Raw genomic sequence first — 23,218 nt, 5'->3', positions numbered from 1 at the left:
AATAAATTACATCATAAAGGAGTCTTTTTAATGAGTAAAGAAATGACAGCGCTAAAATTTTATTTTAGAAATGGAGAAACCTGGACGATCAACCGCCGTCATATCGGCGATCTTTGGATCAAACAAATCACAACAAGTTTTGGACGAATCAATGGCAGTGAATTTGTTGAAATCCATCCGTGTGCTGGATTTAAAATCGAAATCTTCCATGAAGGGGACGCAGTTGCGACACATGATATCAACCTAGGCGGACTGGAAATGGGCATGTTTAATCGCGCATTGAAATACGAAGATATCGAGCGAATGGAAATCCTTTACCGAAATGGCACACCTGATCTTGTGTACTTCCCATATCTAGATAAAGGAACAGAAGGATTAGATAATCAATATCAATCAACAAAAATCAGCGAAAAAACAGGTAACTTGTATATCGTGATCAATCCAGATCAACGTGTAGAAGATGTATACGGGGAATTTTTCGAATAAATCGATTTTTACGCAAAAATGAGGCTGTGAAAGAGATGTGTCTTATTACTACTGATAGGCTGTCTCTTCCACACCGTTTATTCAGAATAAGGGACTGTGACAAGATTTTTGTCGCAGCCCCATTTTTTTGTTGTGATAAAAGAACAAGAAAGGCAGGAATGGAAAAGTAAACATCCTTTTGTCAGAAACTTTTATCTTTCTTAAGTTTTACTTGATATCTGATACTATTTGGAATAGAATGAGGCGTTGAAAAATTTATGGAAATTTCTAACTAGCAATAAACGATGAAACAATGAAATATTTTTCATCCAAAAAGAACTTTGCTATAATGATGGAAGTTTGTGTATAGGAGATCTGGAAAATGAGAGAGAGTTTTGAACAACAAAAAAAACTGTTGCATGATCGCTATGGCGCCCTTTCGATGGATGACCGCCGTCAAATACTTTGTAAGTTGCGTAAAAGAAATATATTGATGTATCGTCAGTTGGAACGTCTGAAACATGATCTGCTTCGTTTGGAGTCAAAACGTGTACAGTGTGAATTAGAGGGTAACCAAACACAGGTTGAAGTAGTCGAAACCAAAATTTTAAAGAAAAAAGAACAATTTTTAAAAATGCTTACACAAAATAAAAAATAAAGGGGATGGACGATGGAATTTGCTGAGTTAGTTATTGTATTTGCAGTAACGATCACCTTATCGAACATAGCTAGCCGCATTTTGCCAATGATTCCAGCTCCACTGATCCAAATTTTCCTTGGAGTGGTATTAGGTCTGACAAAGTGGGGACAATCAATCGATTTTGAACCTGAATTGTTCTTAGTTATGATTATTGCACCATTGTTATTTAGAGAAGGAGAAAAAGCAGATATTTCTTCGATTCTCAAAAATTTCGGGACAATTTTGTTCTTGGCATTTGGAGGAGTCATTTTGACCCTTGTCGGGGTAGGTGCGACGTTATCATTCCTGTTGCCAAGTGTCCCACTTGCTGCCTGCTTTGCTTTTGGAGCAGCGTTAGGTCCGACAGATGCGGTAGCAGTCAGTTCTCTTTCTGGACGAGTGAATATCCCTAAAAAGGCGATGCATATTTTGGAAGGAGAAGGTCTTTTGAATGATGCATCTGGTGTTACTGCCTTCCAGTTTGCTCTTGGTGCGCTGATCACCGGATCTTTTTCAGCAGTAAACGCGGGGATGAGTCTAGTAGTTTCTAGTATTGGGGGAGCTTTGATCGGCTTTTTGCTTGTCTGGTTCAAACAAAAAATAATTCATTTGATCGAAAAAGCATCAGCACAAGATGTCACAGGGTATCTGCTGATCGAACTTTTGCTTCCTTTTCTAGCCTATGTATTGGCAGAGGCATTTGATGTATCTGGAATCATTGCTGCAGTGGCAGCAGGTATTCTCCAAGCTTCTGGTTTTAGGAAAATCTCTGTGTTTGATGCAGAATTGTCGAGCTTGTCCCACAGTACATGGACAACTATTGCTTTTACACTGAATGCATTAGTATTTATATTTTTAGGAATCGAATTGACGCAAGTGTTCTCGCCAGTATGGGGAGACGGTTTATATCCAAACGGTCTTTTATTAGCGATTATCGTATTAATCTCTGTCATGCTTTTTGTGATCAGATTCATTTCTATCAGTCTTTTTTATGTATTCAAAGATGGCAGTAAAAAGTTCAAAAAACAGTTGAACGAGATCTTGATCTTAACATTTGGCGGTGTAAAGGGAACAGTCAGTTTGGCTACGATTTTTATTTTGCCATTTTCAATCAATAATATGATGTTTTACCAGCGGTCTTTGCTTTTGTTTCTGACGGCGGGTGTCATCTTAGTGACTTTGGTCATAGGGATCATTGTCTTGCCTATGCTGACGGAAACAGAGGAAGCGAAAAGCACGGATTTGAATGCTTTGATGATTTTAGAAGAGGTCGTTGAAGTTTTGCGAAAAGAAATAAAGGAAATTGATCGTAATACAAAAGAATTTTTAGCCACTGAAGCAGTGATAGAAAATTATCAAGAACGGATACGTGATCTGTACTTGGAAGATTTAACCGATGATGAAAAGCAAGAAGTACAAGAAATACAAGCACTGATTTTGTCGATCGAACGGGATGGATTGGATGAAAGTTATCGTTCGGGCAAGCTTTCTTCTAATGGTTATCGTTTTTACTCCCGTTTTCTTTCTCGATTCGAACATTCTATCACAAGCCAAATTTTGTCTTTTATCGGCTTTTGGTTCATTGTTGTCCGTAGGTTAATGCGAATCGTTCTCCATCCGAAAATGTTTTGGCAAAGAAGATATGCTGATCGTCAGACATTTATTAGTGATGAAGATATCCAAGAAATCAGAGAGACATATCAAAAAAATACTCAGTTGATTATTGAAAGTTTAGATAACTTGACTGATATTTATGATGAAACGATGGTTCAATTTTTTATCCAGCAACGCAAACTTGAAGGAATAAAAATGAACTCGGGGAATTTGATTTCTTCGTGGATGATCCAGCAAGATAGTCTGTTTACGAAAAAAATGCTAAGAGGTTATTATCTTGAAAGAAAAATCATTGATGAATACGAAGTTGCTGAGAAAATCACGACGTTTTCTGCGAACAGCTATCGCAGGAATATCAATTTGTTAGAATCTTATACGATGAACAAACCATCTGATAACTTTTCTTTCCGATTTGCGTTTCGAGCAAAGTCAAAAAAACGAGTCCAATAAAATAAAAAGGTAAAAATTTTCAAGTTTTATAAAAAACAAAACATATCAGAACAGGATCGAATCGGTCCTGTTCTTTTTTTGAGAACACAAAAAGAACAAATACCAAAAAAATTTTTCTGAAGTTCACTATTTTTATGATACAATATCCAAGATAAGGAGGGAACATGTTGAAAGAATTAAAAGTAACTGACCTCAAAAAAACTTATGGTGAAAAAGATTTGTTTGACCAGATTTCTTTTTTGGTCCACGAAAAAGACCGTATCGGGTTGATTGGGACGAACGGGACGGGTAAAACAAGTCTCTTAAATATTATTGCCGGTATCGATAGCGGCGACGGTGATCGGCAAACAGTGTTTTATCCAACTGATTACCGTATTGGTTATCTTTCTCAAGCAGCTGAATTTTCCGATGAATTAACTGTTCTCCAAGCAGTCTTTCAAGGAAACAGCCCCTTGATCCAAACTGTTCGAGCATATGAGGAAGCATTGATCGAACTAGGGGAAAACGGAGAAGACCCTGATGTGCAAAAACGTTATGCTAAAGCAGAAGAACAAATGAATAAAGAAGATGCTTGGACTACAGATACCAACGCAAAGATTATTTTGCAAAAATTAGGAATCAGTGAATTAGATAAAAAAATCAGTACTTTATCAGGTGGTCAGAAAAAACGAGTTAGTCTGGCGCAAGTGTTGATTGATGAACCCGATTTACTATTACTAGACGAACCAACAAACCATTTAGATTATGAAGCGATCGAGTGGTTGGAAAACTATTTGAAACAATACCGTGGCGCACTATTGATGGTTACCCACGATCGTTATTTTCTAGATAGAGTAGCAAACCGAATCTTCGAACTTTCATTTGGAAAATTATACGAGTATAAAGGAAATTATGAAGCTTACGTCTTAGAAAAAGCAGAACGTGATCGTGTAGAAGTAGAACAAGAAGAAAAGCGCAAGCGGCTTTATAAACAAGAATTAGCTTGGATGAGGGCTGGCGTACAGGCACGTGGCACCAAGCAGCAAGCACGGATCAACCGTTTCGAAGATCTAAAGGAGAACTTGTACCAAGTAAACCAAGAAGATGATTTAGAGCTGAACCTAGCGACACAACGTTTAGGGAAAAAAGTACTGGAAATCAAAGATGGCAGTTACCGTATAAATGACCAAACACTGCTAGAACATTTAGATTTACTGATTCAATCTCGGGAAAGACTAGGTATTACTGGTAAAAATGGTGCGGGAAAATCGACATTGCTTAATATTCTAGCTGGCAGAATTCCCCTGGATAGCGGTACAATGTCTATCGGTGAAACGGTTCATCTTGCGTATTATACACAAGAAAATGAAGAAATGGCACCAGATAAACGGATGATTGCTTACTTACAAGAAGCTGCTGAAGAAGCAAAAACAGCAGATGGCAGTCAAATCGGAGTAGCAGAATTACTTGAACGATTTTTATTTCCAAGATTTATGCATGGGACACTGATAGGCAAACTTTCAGGCGGAGAAAAACGCCGGTTATTTTTGTTGAAACTGCTGATCCAGCAACCTAATGTTTTATTATTGGATGAACCGACCAATGATTTGGACATAGCAACATTGACGATTTTGGAAGATTATTTTAGAAGTTTTCCAGGTGCTGTGATCACTGTTTCCCATGACCGTTATTTCTTGGACAAGGTAGCAGATAAGTTATTAGTATTCCAAGGAAACGGAAAACAAGAACTTTATTACGGAAACATGTCCAGTTATTTACTGAAGCAAAAAGAGACCCAGCAGCCTGCTGAAAAAGCGAAACCAAAAATACAGAGCAAGGAACCTGCTGAAAAGAAGAAATTATCTTATATGGAACAAAAAGAATGGGAAACGATTGAAGATGAGATTGCAGAACTTGAAGAAAAAATCTCATTGCTCCAAGAAGAGATGAATCATCAAGGAGATAATTTCACTCGATTACAAGAATTGCAAAACGACGTATCTGAAACAGAAGCACAACTTGAAGAAAAAATGGCACGGTGGGAATACTTGAGTGAATTGGTAGAAGATTAGGAGGAAAAAGGATGGAACAAGCGTATCTTGACTTAGGAAGAAAATTGTTGGAAGAAGGGCATCGTAAAGAAGACAGAACAGGCACAGGCACATTAAGCTTATTCGGATACCAAATGCGGTTTGATCTGCAAAAAGGGTTTCCTTTGTTAACAACGAAACGAGTACCTTTTGGATTGATCAAAAGCGAATTGCTTTGGTTTTTAAAAGGAGATACGAATATCCGCTATCTATTACAAAATAAAAACCATATTTGGGATGAATGGGCATTTGAACGCTACATCAAAAGTCCAGACTATAATGGACCAGATATGACTGATTTTGGCCATAGATGTTTGACAGATCCTGAATTCAATGAAGAATATAAAAAGCAGAGCAAGCTTTTTTGCGAGAAGATCCTAACCGATGATTCCTTTGCTGAAACATACGGCGATCTTGGACACATCTACGGCTATCAATGGCGTCACTGGGAAACAAAAGACGGTGGCTTTATCGATCAAATCAAAGAAGTGATCGAAGCAATCAAAAAGACTCCTGATTCTAGAAGATTGATCGTTTCTGCATGGAATCCGGAAGATGTTCCTAGCATGGCTTTGCCTCCTTGTCATACGATGTTTCAATTTTATGTTCAAGAGGGACGGCTAAGCTGCCAATTGTATCAACGCAGTGGGGATGTGTTTCTAGGCGTTCCGTTCAACATTGCAAGTTATGCGTTGCTGACTCACCTAATTGCACATGAAACAGGTTTAGCGGTTGGCGAATTTGTTCACACATTAGGAGATGCTCATCTTTATATCAATCATATCGAACAAATGAAAGAACAATTGAGCCGAGAAATACGCGCATTTCCGACTTTAGTTTTGAATCAGGAAAAGCAGTCAGTATTTGATTTTGAGATGGAAGATATCCAATTAGAAGGATATGACCCACATCCGGCGATCAAAGCTCCTATCGCTGTTTAGAATCAGAAAGGATGAGAAAATGTTAGCTGCAATTTGGGCACAGGATGAAAACGGATTGATTGGAAAAGAAGACCGTCTTCCTTGGCGTTTGCCAAATGATCTGAAATTCTTCAAACAAATGACAGAAGCAAATACACTAGTGATGGGACGAAAAACTTTCGAAGGGATGGGTAGCCGTCCGTTGCCGAATCGTCAGACGATTGTTTTGACGAGAGATTCTTCCTTTAAAGCAGAAGGCGTGCATGTCATGCATAGTGTGGAAGACGTGCTTGCTCTGGAAAAAGAAACAGACGGTATCTTTTTCATCGCTGGAGGGTCAGCTGTTTATCAAGAATTTCTGCCATTTTGTACGATATTATACCGTACAGTCATCCATCATGTATTCGATGGAGATGCTTATTTTCCACCTGTTGACTGGTCTGATTGGTCACTGATCAATACTAGTCAAGGAGAAATAGATGAAAAAAATCGTTATCCGCATCAATTTGAAACGTATCAGCGTAATGAGAATCCTGTAAAAAGCGGGACAGGCGAATTGACGATATAAAAAAGCTATGGATAGACTAGCTGTTATTTAGAGCTGTCCCATCCATAGCTTTATTTTTTTTATTAAGTAAAGAATAAAACAGAGAAGTACATAAAACCTGCACCTAACATAACAAACAAATGCCAAACAACATGCATATAGCGGATAGAATTCAAGCTATAAAAGAATGCGCCTATCGTGTAAGAAAGCCCGCCTGCTACCATCAAAATAACACCAGTCATTCCAAGAGAGTGATAAAGAGGAACAGCAGCCACGACACAGAGCCACCCCATAAAAATATAGATGATCGTAGATACTTTTGATACTCTCTCCCGTTTATGCAACGTCAACGCTTTATATATAATGCCAAGAATCGCAAACAACCAGATTAATACAAATAAAGTCCAACCTAGCCATCCTCGGATACTCAGCAAACAAAAAGGAGTATAACTTCCTGCAATCAAAAGAAAAATCGAACTATGATCGAATACTTGGAACACCTTTTTTGCTTTTGTAAAAATCAATGAATGAAACAAAGTAGACGTTAAAAATAAAAGAATCATCATCGATCCATAGATAGCATAAGAGACAATATGGAGGGAGGAATGCAAGTGGGCACCTTTTACTAAAAGAACCACTAGTCCCGCGATACTCAATCCAGTCCCAATTCCATGGGTGACTGCATTAAACACTTCATTTAATATTTCATACGTTCGATTAAATTTCGTTTTTTCCATGAAAACGGCTCCTTTACTAGGTGTAATTAATGAAAAATCATTATTTGTCTGTTATACTAAAAATAGAAATTGTCTTACATGTAGTTTAACATGAATAAGGCATCTTGTTAAAGAAAGAGAGAGAGAAAATAATGACAAATGTAAAAATCGTAACAGATTCTTCATGTACGATGGAAAAAAATGTACGCGATGCTTTAGGCATTCGTATCATGCCGCTATCCATCATGATCGACGGAACAGTATATCCCGATGATGACCAACTAGACGGCGAAAGATTTATGGAAATGATGGCGAAAGCAAAAAATCTGCCCAAAACAAGCCAACCACCGATTGGAGAATTTATCTCGATGTATGATGAGCTAGGAGAAGACGGCAGTGAAGTGATTTCGATCCATATGACAAAAGGCTTGAGTGGAACAGTAGAAGCAGCAAGACAAGCCAGTAATCTAACAAAAACGAAAGTAACGGTTATCGACAGTGATACCACTGACCAAGGATTATCTTTTCAGGTAATTCGAGCAGCTGAATTAGCAAAAGAAGGTAAAACAGTAGAGGAAATCCTTGAAGAAGTCAAAAAAGTACAAGACAATACAAAATTATACATCGGAATATCCACACTAGATAACTTGGTAAAAGGTGGAAGAATCAGCCGAACAACTGGTTTGCTGTCTAGTGTTTTGAACATACGCGTGGTGATGAATTTCGCCCATTCTGAATTAATCCCTGTAACTAAGGGGCGAGGAAAGAAAACGTTCGATAAATGGTTTAATAATTTGAAAAATGAACTGAAAGAATTGCCAAATGTGCGACAAATCGGTATTTCACATGCGGATGCAAAAGAATTGGCGCAAGAATTCAAAGAGGGTTTGCAAGAATTATTCCCGGACATGCATATCCCTGTACTGCATACGAATCCGGTTATCGCTACGCATACTGGTAAAGACGCGTTTGCAATCATGTATTATGTAGATTAGTCGAAAAGAGGATAAGCCCTCAGCCTGAAAGGCTTGCAGCTTATTCTCTTTTTCTTTATAAAATTAGGAAAATAATTGTTTTCTTTTTTCATAAAGACTACCTTTTTGATAAAATTTTTGATAACATTAGAACCAATCGAATACAAGAGGTGAAAAAATGAAATTAACGAAACGACATTTGATCCTCGTTTTGTTCCCATTATTAATTGCGATCATCATCTATGCAGGTTTAGCTGCTTCTATACCGAAAGCTGGCCCACTAATGAAACCAGTAACTACTGTGAGAGAAGATCCAAATAAAAAAGAAAAACTTCACTACATAGCTATCGGAGATTCGCTGACTGAAGGAGTAGGAGATCAAACCAAGCAAGGAGGATTCGTTCCCCTTGTCGCAAATGATCTAAAAGACCGTTATAATTTGACCGCGGTTGAAACAGAAAACTATGGTGTAAATGGTGAACGAAGTGACCAGATCTTAAAGCGAGTAAAAACAAAAGAAGAAATTCGAAACAATATCAAAACAGCTGATTTTATCACACTGACTGTTGGCGGTAATGATTTGATGAAAGTTATCCAAAATAATTTATTCGGGTTAACGGTCAATTCCTTTAAAAAGCCACTGAAAAACTATCAGGAAAATGTCACAGAACTATTGGAAGAATTTCGATCCCTCAATAAAACCGCACCTATTTACATTTTAGGCATTTACAATCCATTTTATTTGAACTTTCCTGAGATCACTGACATGCAGACAATTGTTAACAATTGGAATAAAGGAACAGAAACGGTGACAAAAAAAATGCCGAACTGCTACTTTATCCCAATCAATGATTTGCTTTATCAAGGATTTAATCAGGAAGTAGGTGTCACAGAAGAAGGAACAGATCAAACAACTAGCACGACAGAAAATCTAAATGGCATCAAAAATAATGTGCTCTATGAAGAAGATCATTTCCATCCAAATAATTTAGGTTATCAATTGATGGCAAATGCAGTGAGAGATCAGCTGATCGAGACACAAAACCAATGGCTAGAGAAGGAGGATGATCAATAAACATGAAAACAAGATCTGACGTATCTTCAAACAAAACAAAGAAAACAAATTACTGGAAATTCGCCTTCCTTATCCTTCTTGGGGTAGTACTTGGTTCGACCGTATTTTTAGGCAGCCGTATTTTTGCTAATCGGGAACCAGAACTCCCAGAAATACCAGCTCTTACGGAAAGACAAGGAGATCCTGTCTTAACGATCAATTCAAATAAAGAAAAAGTCAATCAAATCATCAGCTTTTTCCTTAGTGAGTATCAAAAAGATAGTGATATTGAATATAAATTTTATTTGGAAAATGAAGCACTACTCAATGGCACTTTCGAAGTACTAGGTTTTCCTATCGATTTCTATTTATATTTTGATCCGTATGTGATGGAAAACGGAAATGTCCAACTAAAAGCTAGAAGTCTTTCTATTGGAACATTAAGTTTGCCAATTAAAGATGTGATGAATATGATCAAGAGAAACTATAAATTGCCAGATTGGATCGAAGTTAATACAGATGATTTGACTATCATGCTTAGATTGGATCAATTCCGGATGCAAAACGGGATGTATATTAAAGCAGATAAAATCGACTTAGTAAATGATGACATTCGATTTAGTCTATATTTGCCAAAAGATACCTCTGATGCTTCAAACAACTCAAATACAAACAAAACTAGCAACAGCAGTACTGAAAGCAAAACAAAAGAGAACAAAAAAATCAAATGAATAGTATTAGAGGAGGAATAATAATGGAACGAGCAATATTTGCAGGAGGCTGCTTCTGGTGCATGATCCAACCTTTCGATACGCTTCCTGGTATTCATACAGTGATGTCAGGATATACTGGAGGACACGTACCAGATCCAACTTATGAACAAGTAAAAAGCCAAACGACTGGACATACGGAAGCAGTGGAGATTATCTATGATCCAACATTGATTTCATATGAACTGTTAGTAGAACTTTACTGGCAGCAAACGGATCCGACTGATGCTTTTGGACAATTTGAGGATCGCGGCGACAATTACCGTCCGGTCATCTTTTATTTGACAGAAGAACAACGGATCATTGCTGAAAAAAGTAAGAAACAATTAGCTGAAAGTGGACGTTTCGAACAGCCAATCGTTACGAAAATCGAACCAGCCCAACCATTTTATCTAGCAGAAGAAGACCATCAAGAGTATTATAAAAAGCATCCTGAAAATTTTAAAAGAAACCATGCACGCCGGGCTGCCTTTATTGAAGAAAATTGGAGGAACGAAGGGTGAATCGAAGCTTTTTTCACTATTTAATGACACTGCGAGGCGGTGGTGTACACGATACTTTATCTATTTTTGCTACAGAAGCCGGTAAAGATATCCAATTCCCTAAGCACAGCTCTAGCTACGAAGAAATTTCTAGTTATCTAGAATTGAATGTCGACTATTTGCCATCCATGGATATTTTTGACGAAGCCTGGGAAAAATATTTAGAGAACAATCATGACTTATAAAAATTGGCTTTCCATTTATGATCCAAGCGCTTTTTGTCCAACAGTTTGATAGAAAGATTTATTTTTATTTCAGCTATCTAGTCGCATTTTTTTGATATTTTTCTTATAATAAAGAAAGAATGAAAAAACGAGGGATGGATTGATAGAGATTGACAAAAAAACAACGCTATATTAATCGCTTCTGGCTTATATTCAAATACTTACTTGTTTCTGTATTCCTTTCGTTCATGTTGCGGGGATTTTTGTTCATCCCTGTACCAGTAGAAGGCAATTCAATGGAAAATGTCTTGAAACAAGGCGACATGGTTGTGATGGAAAAATTTTCGGAGATCAGACGATTTGATATTGTTGTTTTTCAATTAGCAGATGGGACGATTTATATCAAACGAGTAATTGGGCTTCCAGGAGAAAATGTTAGCTACCAAAATGATCAATTGAAGATCAATGGAAAAGTAGTGAAGGAGCCTTATCTAACTAAAAACCTGAAATCAGATCATGCAAATGCATCCTATACGACGGACTTTACACTACAAGAGCTAACGGGACAATCCAAGCTTCCGGAAGATAATTATTTTGTACTTGGAGATAATCGAAGAGTTTCAAAAGATAGTCGTTCGTTTGGCACGATCAATAAAACTGATATTCTAGGTAAAGCAAGATTTGTCTATTATCCACTTGATGAAATAAAATGGATCCAGTGAGAAACAATAAAGCGTGCAGTCTGTTGAGACTGCACGCTTTATTGTTTAATCCAAAATCAGTTTACTACCTTAGTACGTAAAATCAAACAGCTCGTTTAAACACTTTTCTAGCCTCTAAAGTTTTGATAAATGAATAAACAACCATTATTTGAATAGGGATTTGGATCATATTCCTGATGACTCTACCTAGAAAAATCACTTTGAAATCTGCACCAAACAAAACAGACATCAGCCAAGAATTGATAAAAAGGCTGACTGGGATCATAATCAATAATTGGGCAGCGATGACGGAAGGCAGGTTTATCTTTTTATGATATAAAAATAAGCCATTAATAAATCCACCAAGGAAAGCCGTGATAAGAAAAGCAGCTTGAAACGTTCCTGAACCAAATATCGTGAAATTTAAAGTGTTCGACAACATTTCAAGCAAACCAGCCCAGATCGGTCCATATAGATAACCCATAAGCGCCATACTTAAAAATCCGAATGTGATTTGAAAATAAGCAGGACCAATCGCTATCTTGTATAAGATGACATCAAGGGCTAATAAAAGAGCAGAGGTCGATAACAAACTTGCATTCATTTCGGGCAATCTAAAAACGTTTTTTGCAATCAAAGTGTTCAAAATATTCTCTCCTTTGTCAGTTAATAATAAAAGGATACCATAAAATCACCAATGTGTCATGACACATTGGTGATTTACATACACTGGCATCTAACAATTAAAAAAAGGGTGAGAAGACTGCTTTTATAAACTGTAAAAAAGAGATTGTACGAATGAAAAAAATAGAGGCGGAGAATACTTATCGTATCATCCGCCTTTGTTTTTTTGTTATAAAAAACGTCAGATTAGTTATCTGCTTACATCTTCATCCATACGGGTTCTAATGTATTTCCGTCTAGATCTTGGACTTCTAATGAAAACATTTCTTCTTCAGGCATTCCCATATCTACTTCGTGGAAAGTACCACCATTTTCTTTTGCAATTTGAGCAAATTTTTTTACTTCATCCGCGTTTTCAACACTAAACGAAATCAAAGCACCACTTGTTTTTTTATTATCAGCTATTTCTTTATCTTTTATAAATTTTTTATAAAAATCATGAGAGAGAAGCATTACCCAAAAAGTGTCATCCCATACCATTGAACCAGCTTCTTCAGTAGAAAATTCTTCATTTTTTTTAAAACCCAGCTTTTCATAAAAAGCAACGGAACGATTGACATCAGCAATAGGAAAATTAACAAAAACCATACTATTCATTTGTTTCGTCTCCTTTCTGTTTTGTTCGTCTATCATCTCTTGTTTAGGAAACGCTGTCAAAAATTTAGATTCATATATAGAAACCAAAATAAAAATTTACATCATCAAAAAAGTGAAGATGTGATAGAATGAGGACTGGTTCACTTTCACTTAACTAATAGATGGAATTTCTTTATAATAAAAAAGTGAATTTATATTGAAAAAGAAAAAAAACAAGTAAAGCCGGGGAATATTCCGGTATGAAAGGAATGGAGAGAACAATGACCATCCAATGGTTTCCGGGACATATGGCAAAAGCCCGACGAGAAGTTTCTGAAAAAATGAAATATGTGGACATCGTATTTGAATTGGTAGACGCACGATTACCTTTATCTTCTCGTAATCCAATGCTAGATCAGATCATTCAGCAAAAACCTCGCCTTGTTTTATTGAATAAAGCGGATCTGGCAGATCCACAACAGACAAAGCTGTGGCAAGAATATTTTCGTAAACAAGGACATCTTGCATTAGCTATCACGGCACAAGAAAGTAAAGGAATTAAAGGTCTAGTAGCTGCGGCTGAAGAAGCATTGAAAGAAAAACGGGCAAGAGATGCTGCTCGGGGGATCAAGCCTCGCGCTATTCGGGCAATGGTCTTAGGTATTCCAAATGTTGGGAAATCTACGTTGATGAATCGACTAGTAGGCAAGAAAATTGCACAGACAGGAAATAAGCCTGGCGTAACAAAAGGTCAGCAGTGGCTTCGTTTAGGTAATGAGTTGGAATTGTTAGACACACCAGGGATTTTATGGCCCAAATTTGAAGATGAAGAAATCGGCAAAAAACTAGCGCTGACAGGCGCGATCAAAGACCAGCTTGTCCATTTAGATGATTTAGCGATTTACGGATTAGACTTTTTTGCCCGATATTATTCAGGAAGAATCAGCGATCGTTACGGTTTATCAATCGAGCAAGAAGAAAAATTGGCACCGGAATTACTGATGGATATTACAGCAAAACGTGGGTATAAAGAAGACTATGATCGCGGCAGCGAATTAGTCGTGCATGATATTCGCCAAGGAAAACTTGGACGATACACACTGGATCGTTGCGAAGAAATGGAGCAAAAAAGTGATGACTGAATCCATCCAAAGTATCAAAGAACGATTGAAAAGCATACAGAGAATAGATGATCCTACACTAGAATCATTAAGAAATGATCCACGCAAAGGCGTGCAGCAAGCACTGGCTTCTTTTGAACGACGATTGAAAAAGGAAGCATTAATTAAGGAAAAATATGAAGAAATGTTTTGTTTTGAAAAGCAAGGGTACGCACAAGGTCACCAATGGATTGCCGGCATTGATGAAGTAGGAAGAGGACCATTAGCTGGACCTGTCGTGGCAGCTGCAGTTATCTTGCCGAAAAATGAGATCATATTAGGGCTGAATGACTCCAAACAATTATCAGAGAAAAAGCGAGAACTTCTTTATCAACAAGTTCAAGAAAAAGCCCTGGCAATCGGGATCGGGATCGTTGATCAGCAGACAATCGATGATGTGAATATTTATGAAGCAAGTAAATTAGCGATGTTCCAAGCAGTAGAAAAATTGTCCATTGTACCAAGCTATTTATTGATCGATGCGATGACCTTGGATTTGCCTATCCAGCAGGAAAAAATAATCAAAGGGGATGCACGATCTGTGTCGATTGCTGCTGCAAGTATCATTGCTAAAGTATATCGAGACCAATTGATGAAAGAATATGACGTGCTTTATCCTGGATATGGTTTCTCGCATAATGCAGGTTATGGAACAAAGGAACACTTAGAAGGACTTGAACGACAAGGAATTACGCCAATCCATCGTAAAAGTTTTGCACCTGTAAAAAAATATTTATAATAAAAAACAGCCGCTTTTACGTATCTTATTAGAAAGAGAGACGAAAGGCGGTTTTATGATGTATCAAATAGAAGAGAATTTATTGAAACTTGCTTATACAAAAGGAATCAGTAGTCAAGGAAAATGGGCACTTGCTAACTGGATGATGCAGTATCCTTATAAAGAAATCGGATTTGAAGACATCATTAAGATAGGTAAAATAACCACACATCGGGAGCTGTTTCGCAAAAGTTGGCAGGAAATTCACGCTAACTGGGGCAAAATCCAATCGAAACAGTCGTTTATCACTTGCTTTGATCCCAAATATCCCCCTCAGCTGCTTCACTTGACCTATCCGCCAATTGTACTGTTTTATAATGGTGATCTATCTTTACTTTCTTGTAACATGTTAAGCGTTGTTGGTGGAAGACACACTTCTGCTTTAGCCAAAAAAACAGTTTATTATTTACTAAAACCAGTGGTAGAAGCTGGATATGTGATCGTCAGTGGCTGCGCGAAAGGGATAGATACATACGGTCACCAAGCAGCAATCTCTCATGGTGGACGGACAATCGCAGTCATTGGAACAGGGATAGAGCAAGTCTATCCTGCTGAAAATCGTGACTTGCAAGAGGTGATTGCAAATGATCATCTTCTTTTGAGTGAATATCCTCCTCAATCCGGCCCGAAAAAGCATCGTTTTCCAATGAGAAATCGGATTATCGCAGCTTTGTCTAAAGGAACATGTGTCTTTGAAGCCAAGAAAAAAAGCGGCTCTCTGATAACAGCACAGCAAGCATTGGATCTTGGAAGAACAGTTTTTTCTGTTCCAGGAAATATTTTAACAGAACATTCTACCGGATGTCATCATTTGATCCAAGACGGTGCAGTTTGCACGGTTTCGGGTGAAGATATCTTGGCAGAATTTAAAGAATAACACCATACTTTTCATTTGCTTTTCTTGACAAACGTTTTCTGAATGGATATGATTAGCTACGATTTGTATGAATCCTCTTTTATATAGTAGGAACACGACAATGGAAAGGAGTCCATTCAGTAATGGCGTATAAATATTTAGTGATTGTAGAATCACCTGCAAAAGCCAAGACAATTGAGAAATATCTTGGACGAAACTATAAAGTAATGGCCAGTGTTGGCCATATAAGAGATTTACCGAAAAGTAAAATGGGTATCGATTTTGAAAACAATTATGAACCCCATTATATTTCTATACGCGGAAAAGGCGATGTCATCAAAAGCCTTAAAGCCGCAGCAAAAAAAGCTCAAAAAGTTTACTTGGCAAGTGACCCGGATAGAGAAGGAGAAGCGATTGCTTGGCATTTAGCGTACCTACTTGGGTTGGATCTGAAAGAAAAAAATCGGGTGGTCTTCAATGAAATCACAAAAGACGCAGTCAAAGCAGCTTTTAAGGAACCAAGAACGATCGATGTAGATTTAGTAGATGCACAGCAAGCTCGTCGTACCTTAGACAGAATCGTTGGTTATTCGATCAGTCCTATTCTCTGGCGTAAGGTCAAGAAAGGGTTAAGTGCAGGACGTGTCCAATCTGTCGCTTTAAAAATTATTATTGACCGTGAAAAAGAGATCCGAGAATTTGTTCCAGAAGAATATTGGAGCATCGACGGTAATTTTAAAAAAGCTCGTAAGAAATTCAAAGCAAATTTCTGGGGAATCGACGGTAAGAAAAAGAAATTACCAGATGCACAAAGTGTAAAAGAAGTCACTGCTAGAATTGATGGAACAGACTTCGAAGTTAAAAAAGTAGAAAAGAAAGAGCGCAAAAGAAACCCTGCGAATCCTTTCACTACAAGTAGCCTGCAACAAGAAGCTGCCCGTAAGTTAAACTTTCGAACAAGAAAAACCATGATGGTAGCACAGCAATTATATGAAGGAATCACTTTGGGTAAACAAGGAACAGTCGGCTTGATTACATACATGCGTACTGATTCTACCCGGATTGCCGATACAGCAAAAGCAGAGGCCGCAGCATTTATTGAAGATACGTATGGAAAAGAATTTTCTAGACATGATCACCGAAAGATCAAAAATGCTCAAGGCGCACAAGATGCCCATGAAGCTGTGCGTCCAACGAGTGTGCTTCGTACACCAGATGAACTCAAACAATATTTAGATAAAGATCAATTGAAACTTTATACATTGATCTGGTCACGTTTTGTGGCTAGTCAGATGACACCAGCTATTTTAGATACAATGAAAGTGACATTAGAACAAAATGGTGTCATCTTCATTGCGAACGGTTCAAAAATCAAATTCAAAGGATTCATGCAAGTGTATGTGGAAGGTAGAGATGACGGCAAAGAAGAGAAAGAAAATATTCTTCCAGAACTTGAAGAAGGCGATGTAGTCCAATCTGTTGATATTGAACCAAAACAACATTTTACTCAACCACCAGCACGTTTTAGTGAGGCTACGTTGATTCGTGCACTAGAAGAAAACGGGGTAGGGCGACCTTCCACTTATGCACCAACACTTGATACGATCCAAAGACGCTACTATGTAAAATTGACACAAAAAAGATTTGAGCCGACTGAACTAGGAGAAATTGTCAATTCACTGATCTGTGAATTCTTCCCTCAAATCGTCGATATCCATTTCACAGCAGAAATGGAAGGAGATTTGGATAAAATTGAAGAAGGCACGGAAGCGTGGGTCAAAGTGGTTGATCGTTTCTATAAACCGTTTGAAAAAGAACTGACGAATGCGGAAGAAAAAATCGAAAAAATTCAAATCAAAGATGAACCAGCAGGATTCGATTGTGATGTCTGTGGACATCCGATGGTGATAAAATTAGGGAAATATGGGAAGTTTTATGCTTGCAGTAATTTTCCTGATTGTCGGAATACGAAACCAATCGTAAAAGAAATCGGTGTGACTTGCCCAGTATGTCATGAAGGACAAGTCATTGAACGAAAATCTAAGAAAAACAGACTATTCTATGGTTGTTCCCGTTTCCCAGAATGTGAATTCACTTCTTGGGATAAACCAGTGGGCAGAAATTGTCCAAAATGTGACGGATATCTGGTCGAGAAGAAAGTCAAAGGCGGTAAACAAGTAGTCTGTGTAAATGGAGATTACGAAGAAGACATCCAAAAATAATAGAAAAGAGGTTCTTTCATTGAAAATGGTAAATGTTGTTGGAGCAGGGCTTGCCGGAAGTGAAGCTGCTTGGCAGATCGCACAAGCAGGAGTCCCTGTCCGTTTATATGAAATGCGTCCAGTCAAATCGACTGAGGCGCATCACACAAGTAATTTTGCTGAACTAGTATGTTCCAATTCATTAAGAGGAAACAGTTTGGCTAATGCAGTAGGGTTATTGAAAGAAGAAATGCGCCGATTGAATTCGGTAGTAATCACTTCGGCAGATGAAACAGCAGTGCCAGCTGGTGGTGCTTTAGCTGTTGACCGCGATTCTTTTTCTGAAACAATTACCCGAAAAGTCAAAGAGCATCCATTAGTAACAGTGATAAACGAAGAAATTACTGAAATACCGGAAGGAATCACCGTAGTAGCAACAGGACCTTTGACTTCTCATCCATTAGCAGAAAGCATCAAAGCATTCAATGGTTCAGATGGTTTTTATTTCTATGATGCAGCTGCACCAATCGTAGACAAAGCTACGATCGATATGGATAAAGTATATTTGAAGTCCCGCTATGACAAAGGAGAAGCAGCTTACTTGAACTGTCCGATGACAGAAGAGGAATTCAAAGCTTTCCATGAGGCACTAATCAATGCCGAAGTGGCAGAACTTAAATCTTTTGAGAAAGAAAAATATTTTGAAGGATGTATGCCAATTGAAGTAATGGCACAGCGAGGATTCAAAACGATGCTTTTCGGACCTATGAAACCAGTTGGATTGGAAGATCCTAAAACTGGCAAACGTCCTTATGCTGTTATCCAGCTGCGTCAAGACAATGCTGCAGCTTCTTTATACAACATCGTGGGCTTTCAGACTCACTTGAAATGGGGCGAGCAAAAACGTGTTTTCCGGATGATTCCTGGGTTGGAAAATGCTGAATTCGTTCGCTATGGTGTGATGCACCGAAACAGCTTTATGAATTCGCCAGAATTGCTGAAACCGACTTACCAATCAACGAAACGCGAAGATCTGTTCTTTGCAGGTCAGATGACTGGTGTAGAAGGCTATGTTGAAAGTGCAGCGAGCGGACTACTTGCTGGAATCAACGCCGCACGCTTAGCAAAAGAAATGGAACCAGTCGAGTTTCCACAAGAAACAGCTATTGGAAGTATGGCTTACTACATTACTCACGCGGAAGGAAAACATTTCCAACCGATGAATGCCAACTATGGTCTGTTTCCTGAACTGCCAGAGCGCATTCGAGACAAAAAAGCAAGATATGAAGCAATTGCACAACGAGCTTTAAAAGCTAATGAGGCAATAAAAACAGAATTAGAAAAAACTGCAGTCCCAAATGAGTAAGGAAACTCCATGAAGAGGGTGAGACGGATAGTCTCGCTCTTTTTCTTGCGTTTTTCTTAAGAATTTCTCAAACAAAATGTGAGAAATTGCGCCAATTGTGAACAAACTTAGAAATATTGGTTAAATTCTGACAATTTATTTGTCTTTTTATAAACGCTGTGCTAAATTATTCTCTGGGACAAAAGGAAGGTGAGAAAATGACAGAAGCCACGTGGGAACAAAAATTTTTGCGTTATTTGATTGTCGAAAGAGGATATTCAGAAAAAACGAAAGAAGCATATGAAGAAGACATTCTCCATTTCAAACATTTTTTGGAGGAATCTGGAGACGCTGATCTGCTGAAGGCGGAATATTTTACGGTTCGTGTCTATTTGAGTGCATTAGCTGATCATCGTCCTAGCTATAGCAGAAATTCTATCAGTCGCAAGATAGCCAGCCTACGTTCGTTTTATCAGTATCTTCTCAAAGAAGAAGTGATAAAAGAAAATCCATTTTCTTACGTTCATCTCAAAAAGAAAAATTTGAGACTGCCACGTTTTTTTTATGAAAATGAAATGCAAGCACTTTTTGACAGCGTAGCAGGAGATAGTCCTTTGGATTTGAGGAACCGCGCTTTACTGGAAGTCCTTTATGGATCAGGCATCCGTTTAAGTGAGTGTAGCAGTTTGTCAGTATCAGACATTGATTTTGATTCAGAGGTCATGTTGATCCATGGTAAAGGGAACAAAGAGAGATATGCTCCTCTAGGTTCTTTTGCTCAAGATGCTCTGCAAGAATATTTCAGGAAAGGCCGCCAGGTATTGATGACAAAATATCACGAAGAGCATGATATCGTTTTTGTGAATCATCATGGAAAACCAATCACGCCTACTGGAATTGAATATGTCTTGAATCAAATGATCAAAAAAAGCAGTTTGGATAGTGATATCCATCCTCACATGCTGCGCCATACATTTGCTACTCATTTATTAAATAATGGGGCAGATTTGCGGACAGTCCAAGAATTGCTAGGACATGCCAATTTATCGACTACCCAAATCTATGCCCATGTAACAAAAGAAAGTTTACAAAAAAACTATCGTTCTTTCCATCCAAGAGCGTAAAAATAAGGAAAAGAACAAATTTAGGAGGAAACAAACATGGTCGAATCACCATTTCATTCAACCACTATCTGTGCCGTCGAAAAAGACGGGAAATTTGCTATGGCTGGAGATGGCCAAGTAACAATGGGTGAATCTGTTGTCATGAAAGGCACTGCAAAGAAAGTACGACGTATCTACAATGGAGAAGTTGTTGTAGGTTTCGCCGGAAGTGTTGCAGATGCGTTTACTTTAGAAGAAAAATTTGAAGGCAAACTAAACGAATATAACGGGAATCTACAACGCGCAGCTGTCGAATTAGCTCAAGAATGGCGGACACAGCAATCTATGCAAAAACTTGAAGCGATGCTGATCGTAATGAATGATAAAGAAATGCTTCTTGTTTCAGGTACAGGAGAAGTTATCACACCAGATGATGGTATCTTAGCTATCGGATCAGGAGGGAATTTTGCGTTGGCTGCAGCCCGAGCAATGAAAAACTATGCTCAAAACGACATGAGTGCGAAAGAAATTGCAGAAAATGCGTTAAATATTGCCGCAGATATCTGTATCTTTACTAATCATAATATTATCGTAGAAGAACTGTAAGAGGTGAGTAGATATGTATGAATTAAAACAAACACCAAGACAAATCGTAAGTGAATTAGATGAATATATCGTAGGACAGCACGCAGCAAAAAAATCTGTTGCCGTTGCTTTGCGTAACCGCTATCGCCGTTTGCAGTTAGATGAAAAAATGCAACAAGATATTACACCAAAAAATATGCTGATGATCGGACCTACAGGGGTCGGTAAAACAGAAATCGCACGACGTTTGGCAAAAATCGTCAATGCACCATTTGTCAAAGTCGAAGCAACAAAATTTACTGAAGTCGGTTATGTCGGAAGAGATGTAGAATCAATGGTTCGGGATTTAGTAGAAAATGCGATCCAAATCGTAGAAAAAGAGCAGTACAGCCGTGTATACACAAGTGCTAAAAAAAATGCAGAAAAACGTTTGGTAAAAATCTTGGTACCTGGTATAAAAAAAGAACAGAAACAATCCACTAATCAATTTGAACAAATGATGAATCTTTTTAATGCTAGTCAGCAAAATACAGCTGAACCGCAAGAAGAAGTGACAGAAGATATTCGAATCAATCGCCGTACAGTCTTGGAACAACTACAAAAGGGTTTACTGGATAGTCGTGAAGTAACCATTGAAGTTGAAGACCAAAAGAAACCTGCACCAATGATGAACAATGGATTGGAGCAAATGGGGATCGACCTAAATGAAACTCTAGGTGCTTTGACACCGAAGAAAAAAGTGGAACGGACGGTAACAGTCAAAGAAGCTTTAGAGTTATTGATCAAGGAAGAATCAGCAAAATTAGTCAAGGATGCTGATATCCATAGTGAGGCAATCAAATTAGCGGAAGAAAGTGGAATTATTTTTATCGATGAAATCGATAAGATCACTTCTAAATCACAGCAATCTGGAGAAGTATCCAGAGAAGGCGTTCAAAGAGACATATTGCCAATTGTCGAAGGTTCACAAGTAAATACAAAATACGGGATCATCCAAACAGATCATGTCTTATTCATTGCTTCAGGAGCGTTCCATTTATCTAAACCGAGTGATTTGATTCCAGAACTCCAAGGGCGTTTCCCAATACGGGTAGAATTAGATGATTTGACAGCTGAAGATTTTGTGAAAATTCTGACTGAACCGAATAATGCTTTAATAAAACAATATGTAGCATTGATTGGTACAGAAAATGTGTCAGTTACGTTTACAAAAGAAGCAATTGAACGGATCGCTCAAATCGCTTTCGATGTCAACCGTGACACAGATAATATCGGCGCACGCAGACTGCATACCATTTTGGAAAAACTACTAGAAGATCTATTATTTGAAGCACCAGATATGCAAATGGGAGAAATAACGATCACAGAAGCATATGTGGATGACAAACTTGGCTCAATTGCGGCAAATGAAGATTTAAGTCGCTATATTTTATAAAAAATCGGAGGACGACAATGACAGACTTGCTAACGAAAACCCGCAAGATAAACACACTTTTGCAGCAAAAGAATACTTTTGACATGCAAGCAGATTTGCCTTACGATAAAATGGCTGTCACACTAGGTGGTATTCTTGACAGCAACACCTATATCATAGGAAGTGACGGAGTATTACTAGGTTATAATGAACGTCACGATGTGAACAATGAACGAATCAAAACAATGTTTGTTGAGAAACAATTTCCTGAATCTTATACTGATACAGTGGCACAGTTGATGAAAACTGAAGCTAATATCCCAATTACTAGTGATATTACTGCATTTCCGGTAGAGTCAAGAGAGAAATATCCATTTGGTCTGACGACTGTCGTTCCGATCTTTGGAGCTGGCGAACGTTTGGGTACGATTATCTTATCTCGTATGGAACAATCGTTTGCAGATGACGATCTAGTCTTAGCAGAATATGGAGCTACGGTTGTCGGTATGCAGATCCTTTATCAGAAGTCTCGAAGCATCGAAGCAGATGTACGGAGTGCAACGGCTGTCCAAATGGCAATCAACACATTATCTTATAGCGAATTGAAGGCTGTACAAGCTATCTTTGAAGCATTGGATGGAGATGAAGGTCGTCTGACTGCTTCTAATATTGCCGATAGTATCGGCATCACTCGTTCTGTGATCGTCAATGCTTTACGAAAATTGGAATCAGCTGGAATCATTGAATCTCGTTCGTTAGGCATGAAGGGAACTTATTTAAAAGTATTGAATTCCCGTTTTAAAGACGAGTTAGCAAAACACAGTTATTAGAAGTAAGGGGACTGGGGCAGA

At 38.1% G+C, this 23,218-nt stretch carries 24 protein-coding genes; 21 read left to right on the top strand and 3 right to left on the bottom strand.

Annotation, left to right across the window (positions count from 1 at the left end; genetic code table 11):
* Window positions 1-30 precede the first annotated feature (30 nt).
* The 6 genes from OZ002_RS08345 to OZ002_RS08320 all read left to right on the top strand — a co-directional run bounded on the left by OZ002_RS08345 (window position 31) and on the right by OZ002_RS08320 (window position 6,765).
* Window positions 31-486: a hypothetical protein gene (locus OZ002_RS08345; protein ID WP_002290187.1), complete on the top strand. Its 456-nt coding sequence runs from the start codon at window positions 31-33 to the stop codon at window positions 484-486.
* Between the two features lie 361 nt (window positions 487-847).
* On the top strand, window positions 848-1,123 hold the full coding sequence (locus tag OZ002_RS08340) for a hypothetical protein (RefSeq protein WP_002290188.1): 276 nt from the start codon (window positions 848-850) through the stop codon (window positions 1,121-1,123).
* Between the two features lie 12 nt (window positions 1,124-1,135).
* Complete coding sequence (locus OZ002_RS08335; RefSeq protein WP_002331861.1) at window positions 1,136-3,208, top strand: cation:proton antiporter; 2,073 nt, start codon at window positions 1,136-1,138, stop codon at window positions 3,206-3,208.
* A gap of 167 nt (window positions 3,209-3,375) precedes the next feature.
* Window positions 3,376-5,259 (top strand): ABC-F family ATP-binding cassette domain-containing protein, encoded by a 1,884-nt coding sequence (locus OZ002_RS08330; protein WP_301554809.1) that lies wholly within the window; start codon window positions 3,376-3,378, stop codon window positions 5,257-5,259.
* Between the two features lie 11 nt (window positions 5,260-5,270).
* Window positions 5,271-6,218 carry a thymidylate synthase gene (locus OZ002_RS08325; protein ID WP_002298126.1) on the top strand — a complete coding sequence of 316 codons (948 nt, stop codon included), beginning with the start codon at window positions 5,271-5,273 and terminating at the stop codon, window positions 6,216-6,218.
* Window positions 6,219-6,237: 19 nt separating this feature from the next.
* Entirely contained in the window at window positions 6,238-6,765 is a 528-nt protein-coding gene (locus tag OZ002_RS08320) for a dihydrofolate reductase (protein ID WP_002306927.1), read from the top strand.
* A gap of 62 nt (window positions 6,766-6,827) precedes the next feature.
* Here the strand turns inward: OZ002_RS08320 and trhA are convergent, their stop codons facing one another.
* Complete coding sequence (gene trhA, locus OZ002_RS08315; protein ID WP_002288393.1) at window positions 6,828-7,481, bottom strand: PAQR family membrane homeostasis protein TrhA; 654 nt, start codon at window positions 7,479-7,481, stop codon at window positions 6,828-6,830.
* 131 nt (window positions 7,482-7,612) lie between these two features.
* On the opposite strand from trhA, the gene OZ002_RS08310 reads away from it, so the two are divergent.
* The 6 genes from OZ002_RS08310 to lepB all read left to right on the top strand — a co-directional run bounded on the left by OZ002_RS08310 (window position 7,613) and on the right by lepB (window position 11,686).
* A complete protein-coding gene (locus OZ002_RS08310) occupies window positions 7,613-8,455 on the top strand; it encodes a DegV family protein (protein ID WP_156249042.1) in 843 nt (280 codons plus the stop codon).
* Between the two features lie 157 nt (window positions 8,456-8,612).
* Window positions 8,613-9,509, top strand: a complete 897-nt coding sequence (locus OZ002_RS08305) for an SGNH/GDSL hydrolase family protein (protein WP_002331859.1) — start codon at window positions 8,613-8,615, stop codon at window positions 9,507-9,509.
* Between the two features lie 2 nt (window positions 9,510-9,511).
* Window positions 9,512-10,219, top strand: a complete 708-nt coding sequence (locus OZ002_RS08300; protein ID WP_325083095.1) for a YpmS family protein — start codon at window positions 9,512-9,514, stop codon at window positions 10,217-10,219.
* A 23-nt stretch (window positions 10,220-10,242) separates the two neighbouring features.
* Complete coding sequence (gene msrA / locus OZ002_RS08295; protein WP_002331858.1) at window positions 10,243-10,761, top strand: peptide-methionine (S)-S-oxide reductase MsrA; 519 nt, start codon at window positions 10,243-10,245, stop codon at window positions 10,759-10,761.
* The gene (locus OZ002_RS08290; protein ID WP_002290200.1) at window positions 10,758-10,985 is read left to right on the top strand and encodes a YozE family protein; all 228 of its coding nucleotides are present in this window, start codon (window positions 10,758-10,760) and stop codon (window positions 10,983-10,985) included. Before msrA ends, OZ002_RS08290 begins: the two co-directional genes overlap by 4 nt.
* Window positions 10,986-11,134: 149 nt before the next feature.
* The gene (gene lepB, locus OZ002_RS08285) at window positions 11,135-11,686 is read left to right on the top strand and encodes a signal peptidase I (RefSeq protein ID WP_156249041.1); all 552 of its coding nucleotides are present in this window, start codon (window positions 11,135-11,137) and stop codon (window positions 11,684-11,686) included.
* A gap of 82 nt (window positions 11,687-11,768) precedes the next feature.
* On the opposite strand, the gene OZ002_RS08280 is transcribed toward lepB, so the two are convergent.
* A complete protein-coding gene (locus OZ002_RS08280; RefSeq protein WP_156249040.1) occupies window positions 11,769-12,311 on the bottom strand; it encodes a folate family ECF transporter S component in 543 nt (180 codons plus the stop codon).
* Window positions 12,312-12,547: 236 nt separating this feature from the next.
* Complete coding sequence (locus OZ002_RS08275) at window positions 12,548-12,946, bottom strand: VOC family protein (RefSeq protein WP_156249039.1); 399 nt, start codon at window positions 12,944-12,946, stop codon at window positions 12,548-12,550.
* A gap of 260 nt (window positions 12,947-13,206) precedes the next feature.
* Between OZ002_RS08275 and ylqF the strand changes: the two genes are divergently transcribed.
* The 9 genes from ylqF (at window position 13,207) to codY (ending at window position 23,197) form a co-directional block, all read left to right on the top strand.
* A complete protein-coding gene (gene ylqF, locus OZ002_RS08270) occupies window positions 13,207-14,067 on the top strand; it encodes a ribosome biogenesis GTPase YlqF (RefSeq protein WP_325083091.1) in 861 nt (286 codons plus the stop codon).
* Entirely contained in the window at window positions 14,060-14,824 is a 765-nt protein-coding gene (locus tag OZ002_RS08265; protein ID WP_002306923.1) for a ribonuclease HII, read from the top strand. The genes ylqF and OZ002_RS08265 overlap by 8 nt, the downstream gene beginning before the upstream one ends.
* Window positions 14,825-14,882: 58 nt before the next feature.
* Window positions 14,883-15,740: a DNA-processing protein DprA gene (gene dprA, locus OZ002_RS08260; protein ID WP_002306921.1), complete on the top strand. Its 858-nt coding sequence runs from the start codon at window positions 14,883-14,885 to the stop codon at window positions 15,738-15,740.
* Window positions 15,741-15,862: 122 nt separating this feature from the next.
* Window positions 15,863-17,941, top strand: a complete 2,079-nt coding sequence (gene topA / locus OZ002_RS08255; protein WP_002288411.1) for a type I DNA topoisomerase — start codon at window positions 15,863-15,865, stop codon at window positions 17,939-17,941.
* Entirely contained in the window at window positions 17,910-19,286 is a 1,377-nt protein-coding gene (gene trmFO / locus OZ002_RS08250; RefSeq protein ID WP_016627889.1) for an FADH(2)-oxidizing methylenetetrahydrofolate--tRNA-(uracil(54)-C(5))-methyltransferase TrmFO, read from the top strand. Before topA ends, trmFO begins: the two co-directional genes overlap by 32 nt.
* 197 nt (window positions 19,287-19,483) lie before the next feature.
* A complete protein-coding gene (xerC, locus tag OZ002_RS08245; protein ID WP_002331853.1) occupies window positions 19,484-20,389 on the top strand; it encodes a tyrosine recombinase XerC in 906 nt (301 codons plus the stop codon).
* A gap of 36 nt (window positions 20,390-20,425) precedes the next feature.
* Window positions 20,426-20,974, top strand: a complete 549-nt coding sequence (gene hslV / locus OZ002_RS08240) for an HslVU peptidase proteolytic subunit (RefSeq protein WP_002288419.1) — start codon at window positions 20,426-20,428, stop codon at window positions 20,972-20,974.
* Window positions 20,975-20,987: 13 nt separating this feature from the next.
* Window positions 20,988-22,388 (top strand): ATP-dependent protease ATPase subunit HslU, encoded by a 1,401-nt coding sequence (gene hslU / locus OZ002_RS08235; RefSeq protein WP_002298110.1) that lies wholly within the window; start codon window positions 20,988-20,990, stop codon window positions 22,386-22,388.
* Between the two features lie 17 nt (window positions 22,389-22,405).
* Window positions 22,406-23,197, top strand: a complete 792-nt coding sequence (codY, locus tag OZ002_RS08230) for a GTP-sensing pleiotropic transcriptional regulator CodY (protein ID WP_002290223.1) — start codon at window positions 22,406-22,408, stop codon at window positions 23,195-23,197.
* Window positions 23,198-23,218 lie beyond the last annotated feature (21 nt).

Origin of the sequence: Enterococcus sp. E4-150 (assembly GCF_035726465.1) — a bacterium.
GTDB classification, from domain to species: domain Bacteria; phylum Bacillota; class Bacilli; order Lactobacillales; family Enterococcaceae; genus Enterococcus_B; species Enterococcus_B faecium.
This window is presented reverse-complemented; position numbering and strand designations above follow the sequence as displayed.

Excerpts from the sequence above, each read along its gene's own strand:
- OZ002_RS08275 (WP_156249039.1), bottom strand. The coding sequence starts at position 12,946 with ATGAATAGTATGGTTTTTGTTAATTTTCCTATTGCTGATGTCAATCGT.
- xerC (WP_002331853.1), top strand. The coding sequence starts at position 19,484 with ATGACAGAAGCCACGTGGGAACAAAAATTTTTGCGTTATTTGATTGTC.
- OZ002_RS08325 (WP_002298126.1), top strand. The coding sequence starts at position 5,271 with ATGGAACAAGCGTATCTTGACTTAGGAAGAAAATTGTTGGAAGAAGGG.
- OZ002_RS08335 (WP_002331861.1), top strand. The coding sequence starts at position 1,136 with ATGGAATTTGCTGAGTTAGTTATTGTATTTGCAGTAACGATCACCTTA.
- OZ002_RS08300 (WP_325083095.1), top strand. The coding sequence starts at position 9,512 with ATGAAAACAAGATCTGACGTATCTTCAAACAAAACAAAGAAAACAAAT.
- hslU (WP_002298110.1), top strand. The coding sequence starts at position 20,988 with ATGTATGAATTAAAACAAACACCAAGACAAATCGTAAGTGAATTAGAT.
- hslV (WP_002288419.1), top strand. The coding sequence starts at position 20,426 with ATGGTCGAATCACCATTTCATTCAACCACTATCTGTGCCGTCGAAAAA.
- OZ002_RS08310 (WP_156249042.1), top strand. The coding sequence starts at position 7,613 with ATGACAAATGTAAAAATCGTAACAGATTCTTCATGTACGATGGAAAAA.
- OZ002_RS08340 (WP_002290188.1), top strand. The coding sequence starts at position 848 with ATGAGAGAGAGTTTTGAACAACAAAAAAAACTGTTGCATGATCGCTAT.
- OZ002_RS08345 (WP_002290187.1), top strand. The coding sequence starts at position 31 with ATGAGTAAAGAAATGACAGCGCTAAAATTTTATTTTAGAAATGGAGAA.
- codY (WP_002290223.1), top strand. The coding sequence starts at position 22,406 with ATGACAGACTTGCTAACGAAAACCCGCAAGATAAACACACTTTTGCAG.
- ylqF (WP_325083091.1), top strand. The coding sequence starts at position 13,207 with ATGACCATCCAATGGTTTCCGGGACATATGGCAAAAGCCCGACGAGAA.
- OZ002_RS08320 (WP_002306927.1), top strand. The coding sequence starts at position 6,238 with ATGTTAGCTGCAATTTGGGCACAGGATGAAAACGGATTGATTGGAAAA.
- trhA (WP_002288393.1), bottom strand. The coding sequence starts at position 7,481 with ATGGAAAAAACGAAATTTAATCGAACGTATGAAATATTAAATGAAGTG.
- topA (WP_002288411.1), top strand. The coding sequence starts at position 15,863 with ATGGCGTATAAATATTTAGTGATTGTAGAATCACCTGCAAAAGCCAAG.
- OZ002_RS08265 (WP_002306923.1), top strand. The coding sequence starts at position 14,060 with ATGACTGAATCCATCCAAAGTATCAAAGAACGATTGAAAAGCATACAG.
- msrA (WP_002331858.1), top strand. The coding sequence starts at position 10,243 with ATGGAACGAGCAATATTTGCAGGAGGCTGCTTCTGGTGCATGATCCAA.
- dprA (WP_002306921.1), top strand. The coding sequence starts at position 14,883 with ATGTATCAAATAGAAGAGAATTTATTGAAACTTGCTTATACAAAAGGA.
- OZ002_RS08305 (WP_002331859.1), top strand. The coding sequence starts at position 8,613 with ATGAAATTAACGAAACGACATTTGATCCTCGTTTTGTTCCCATTATTA.
- trmFO (WP_016627889.1), top strand. The coding sequence starts at position 17,910 with ATGGAGATTACGAAGAAGACATCCAAAAATAATAGAAAAGAGGTTCTT.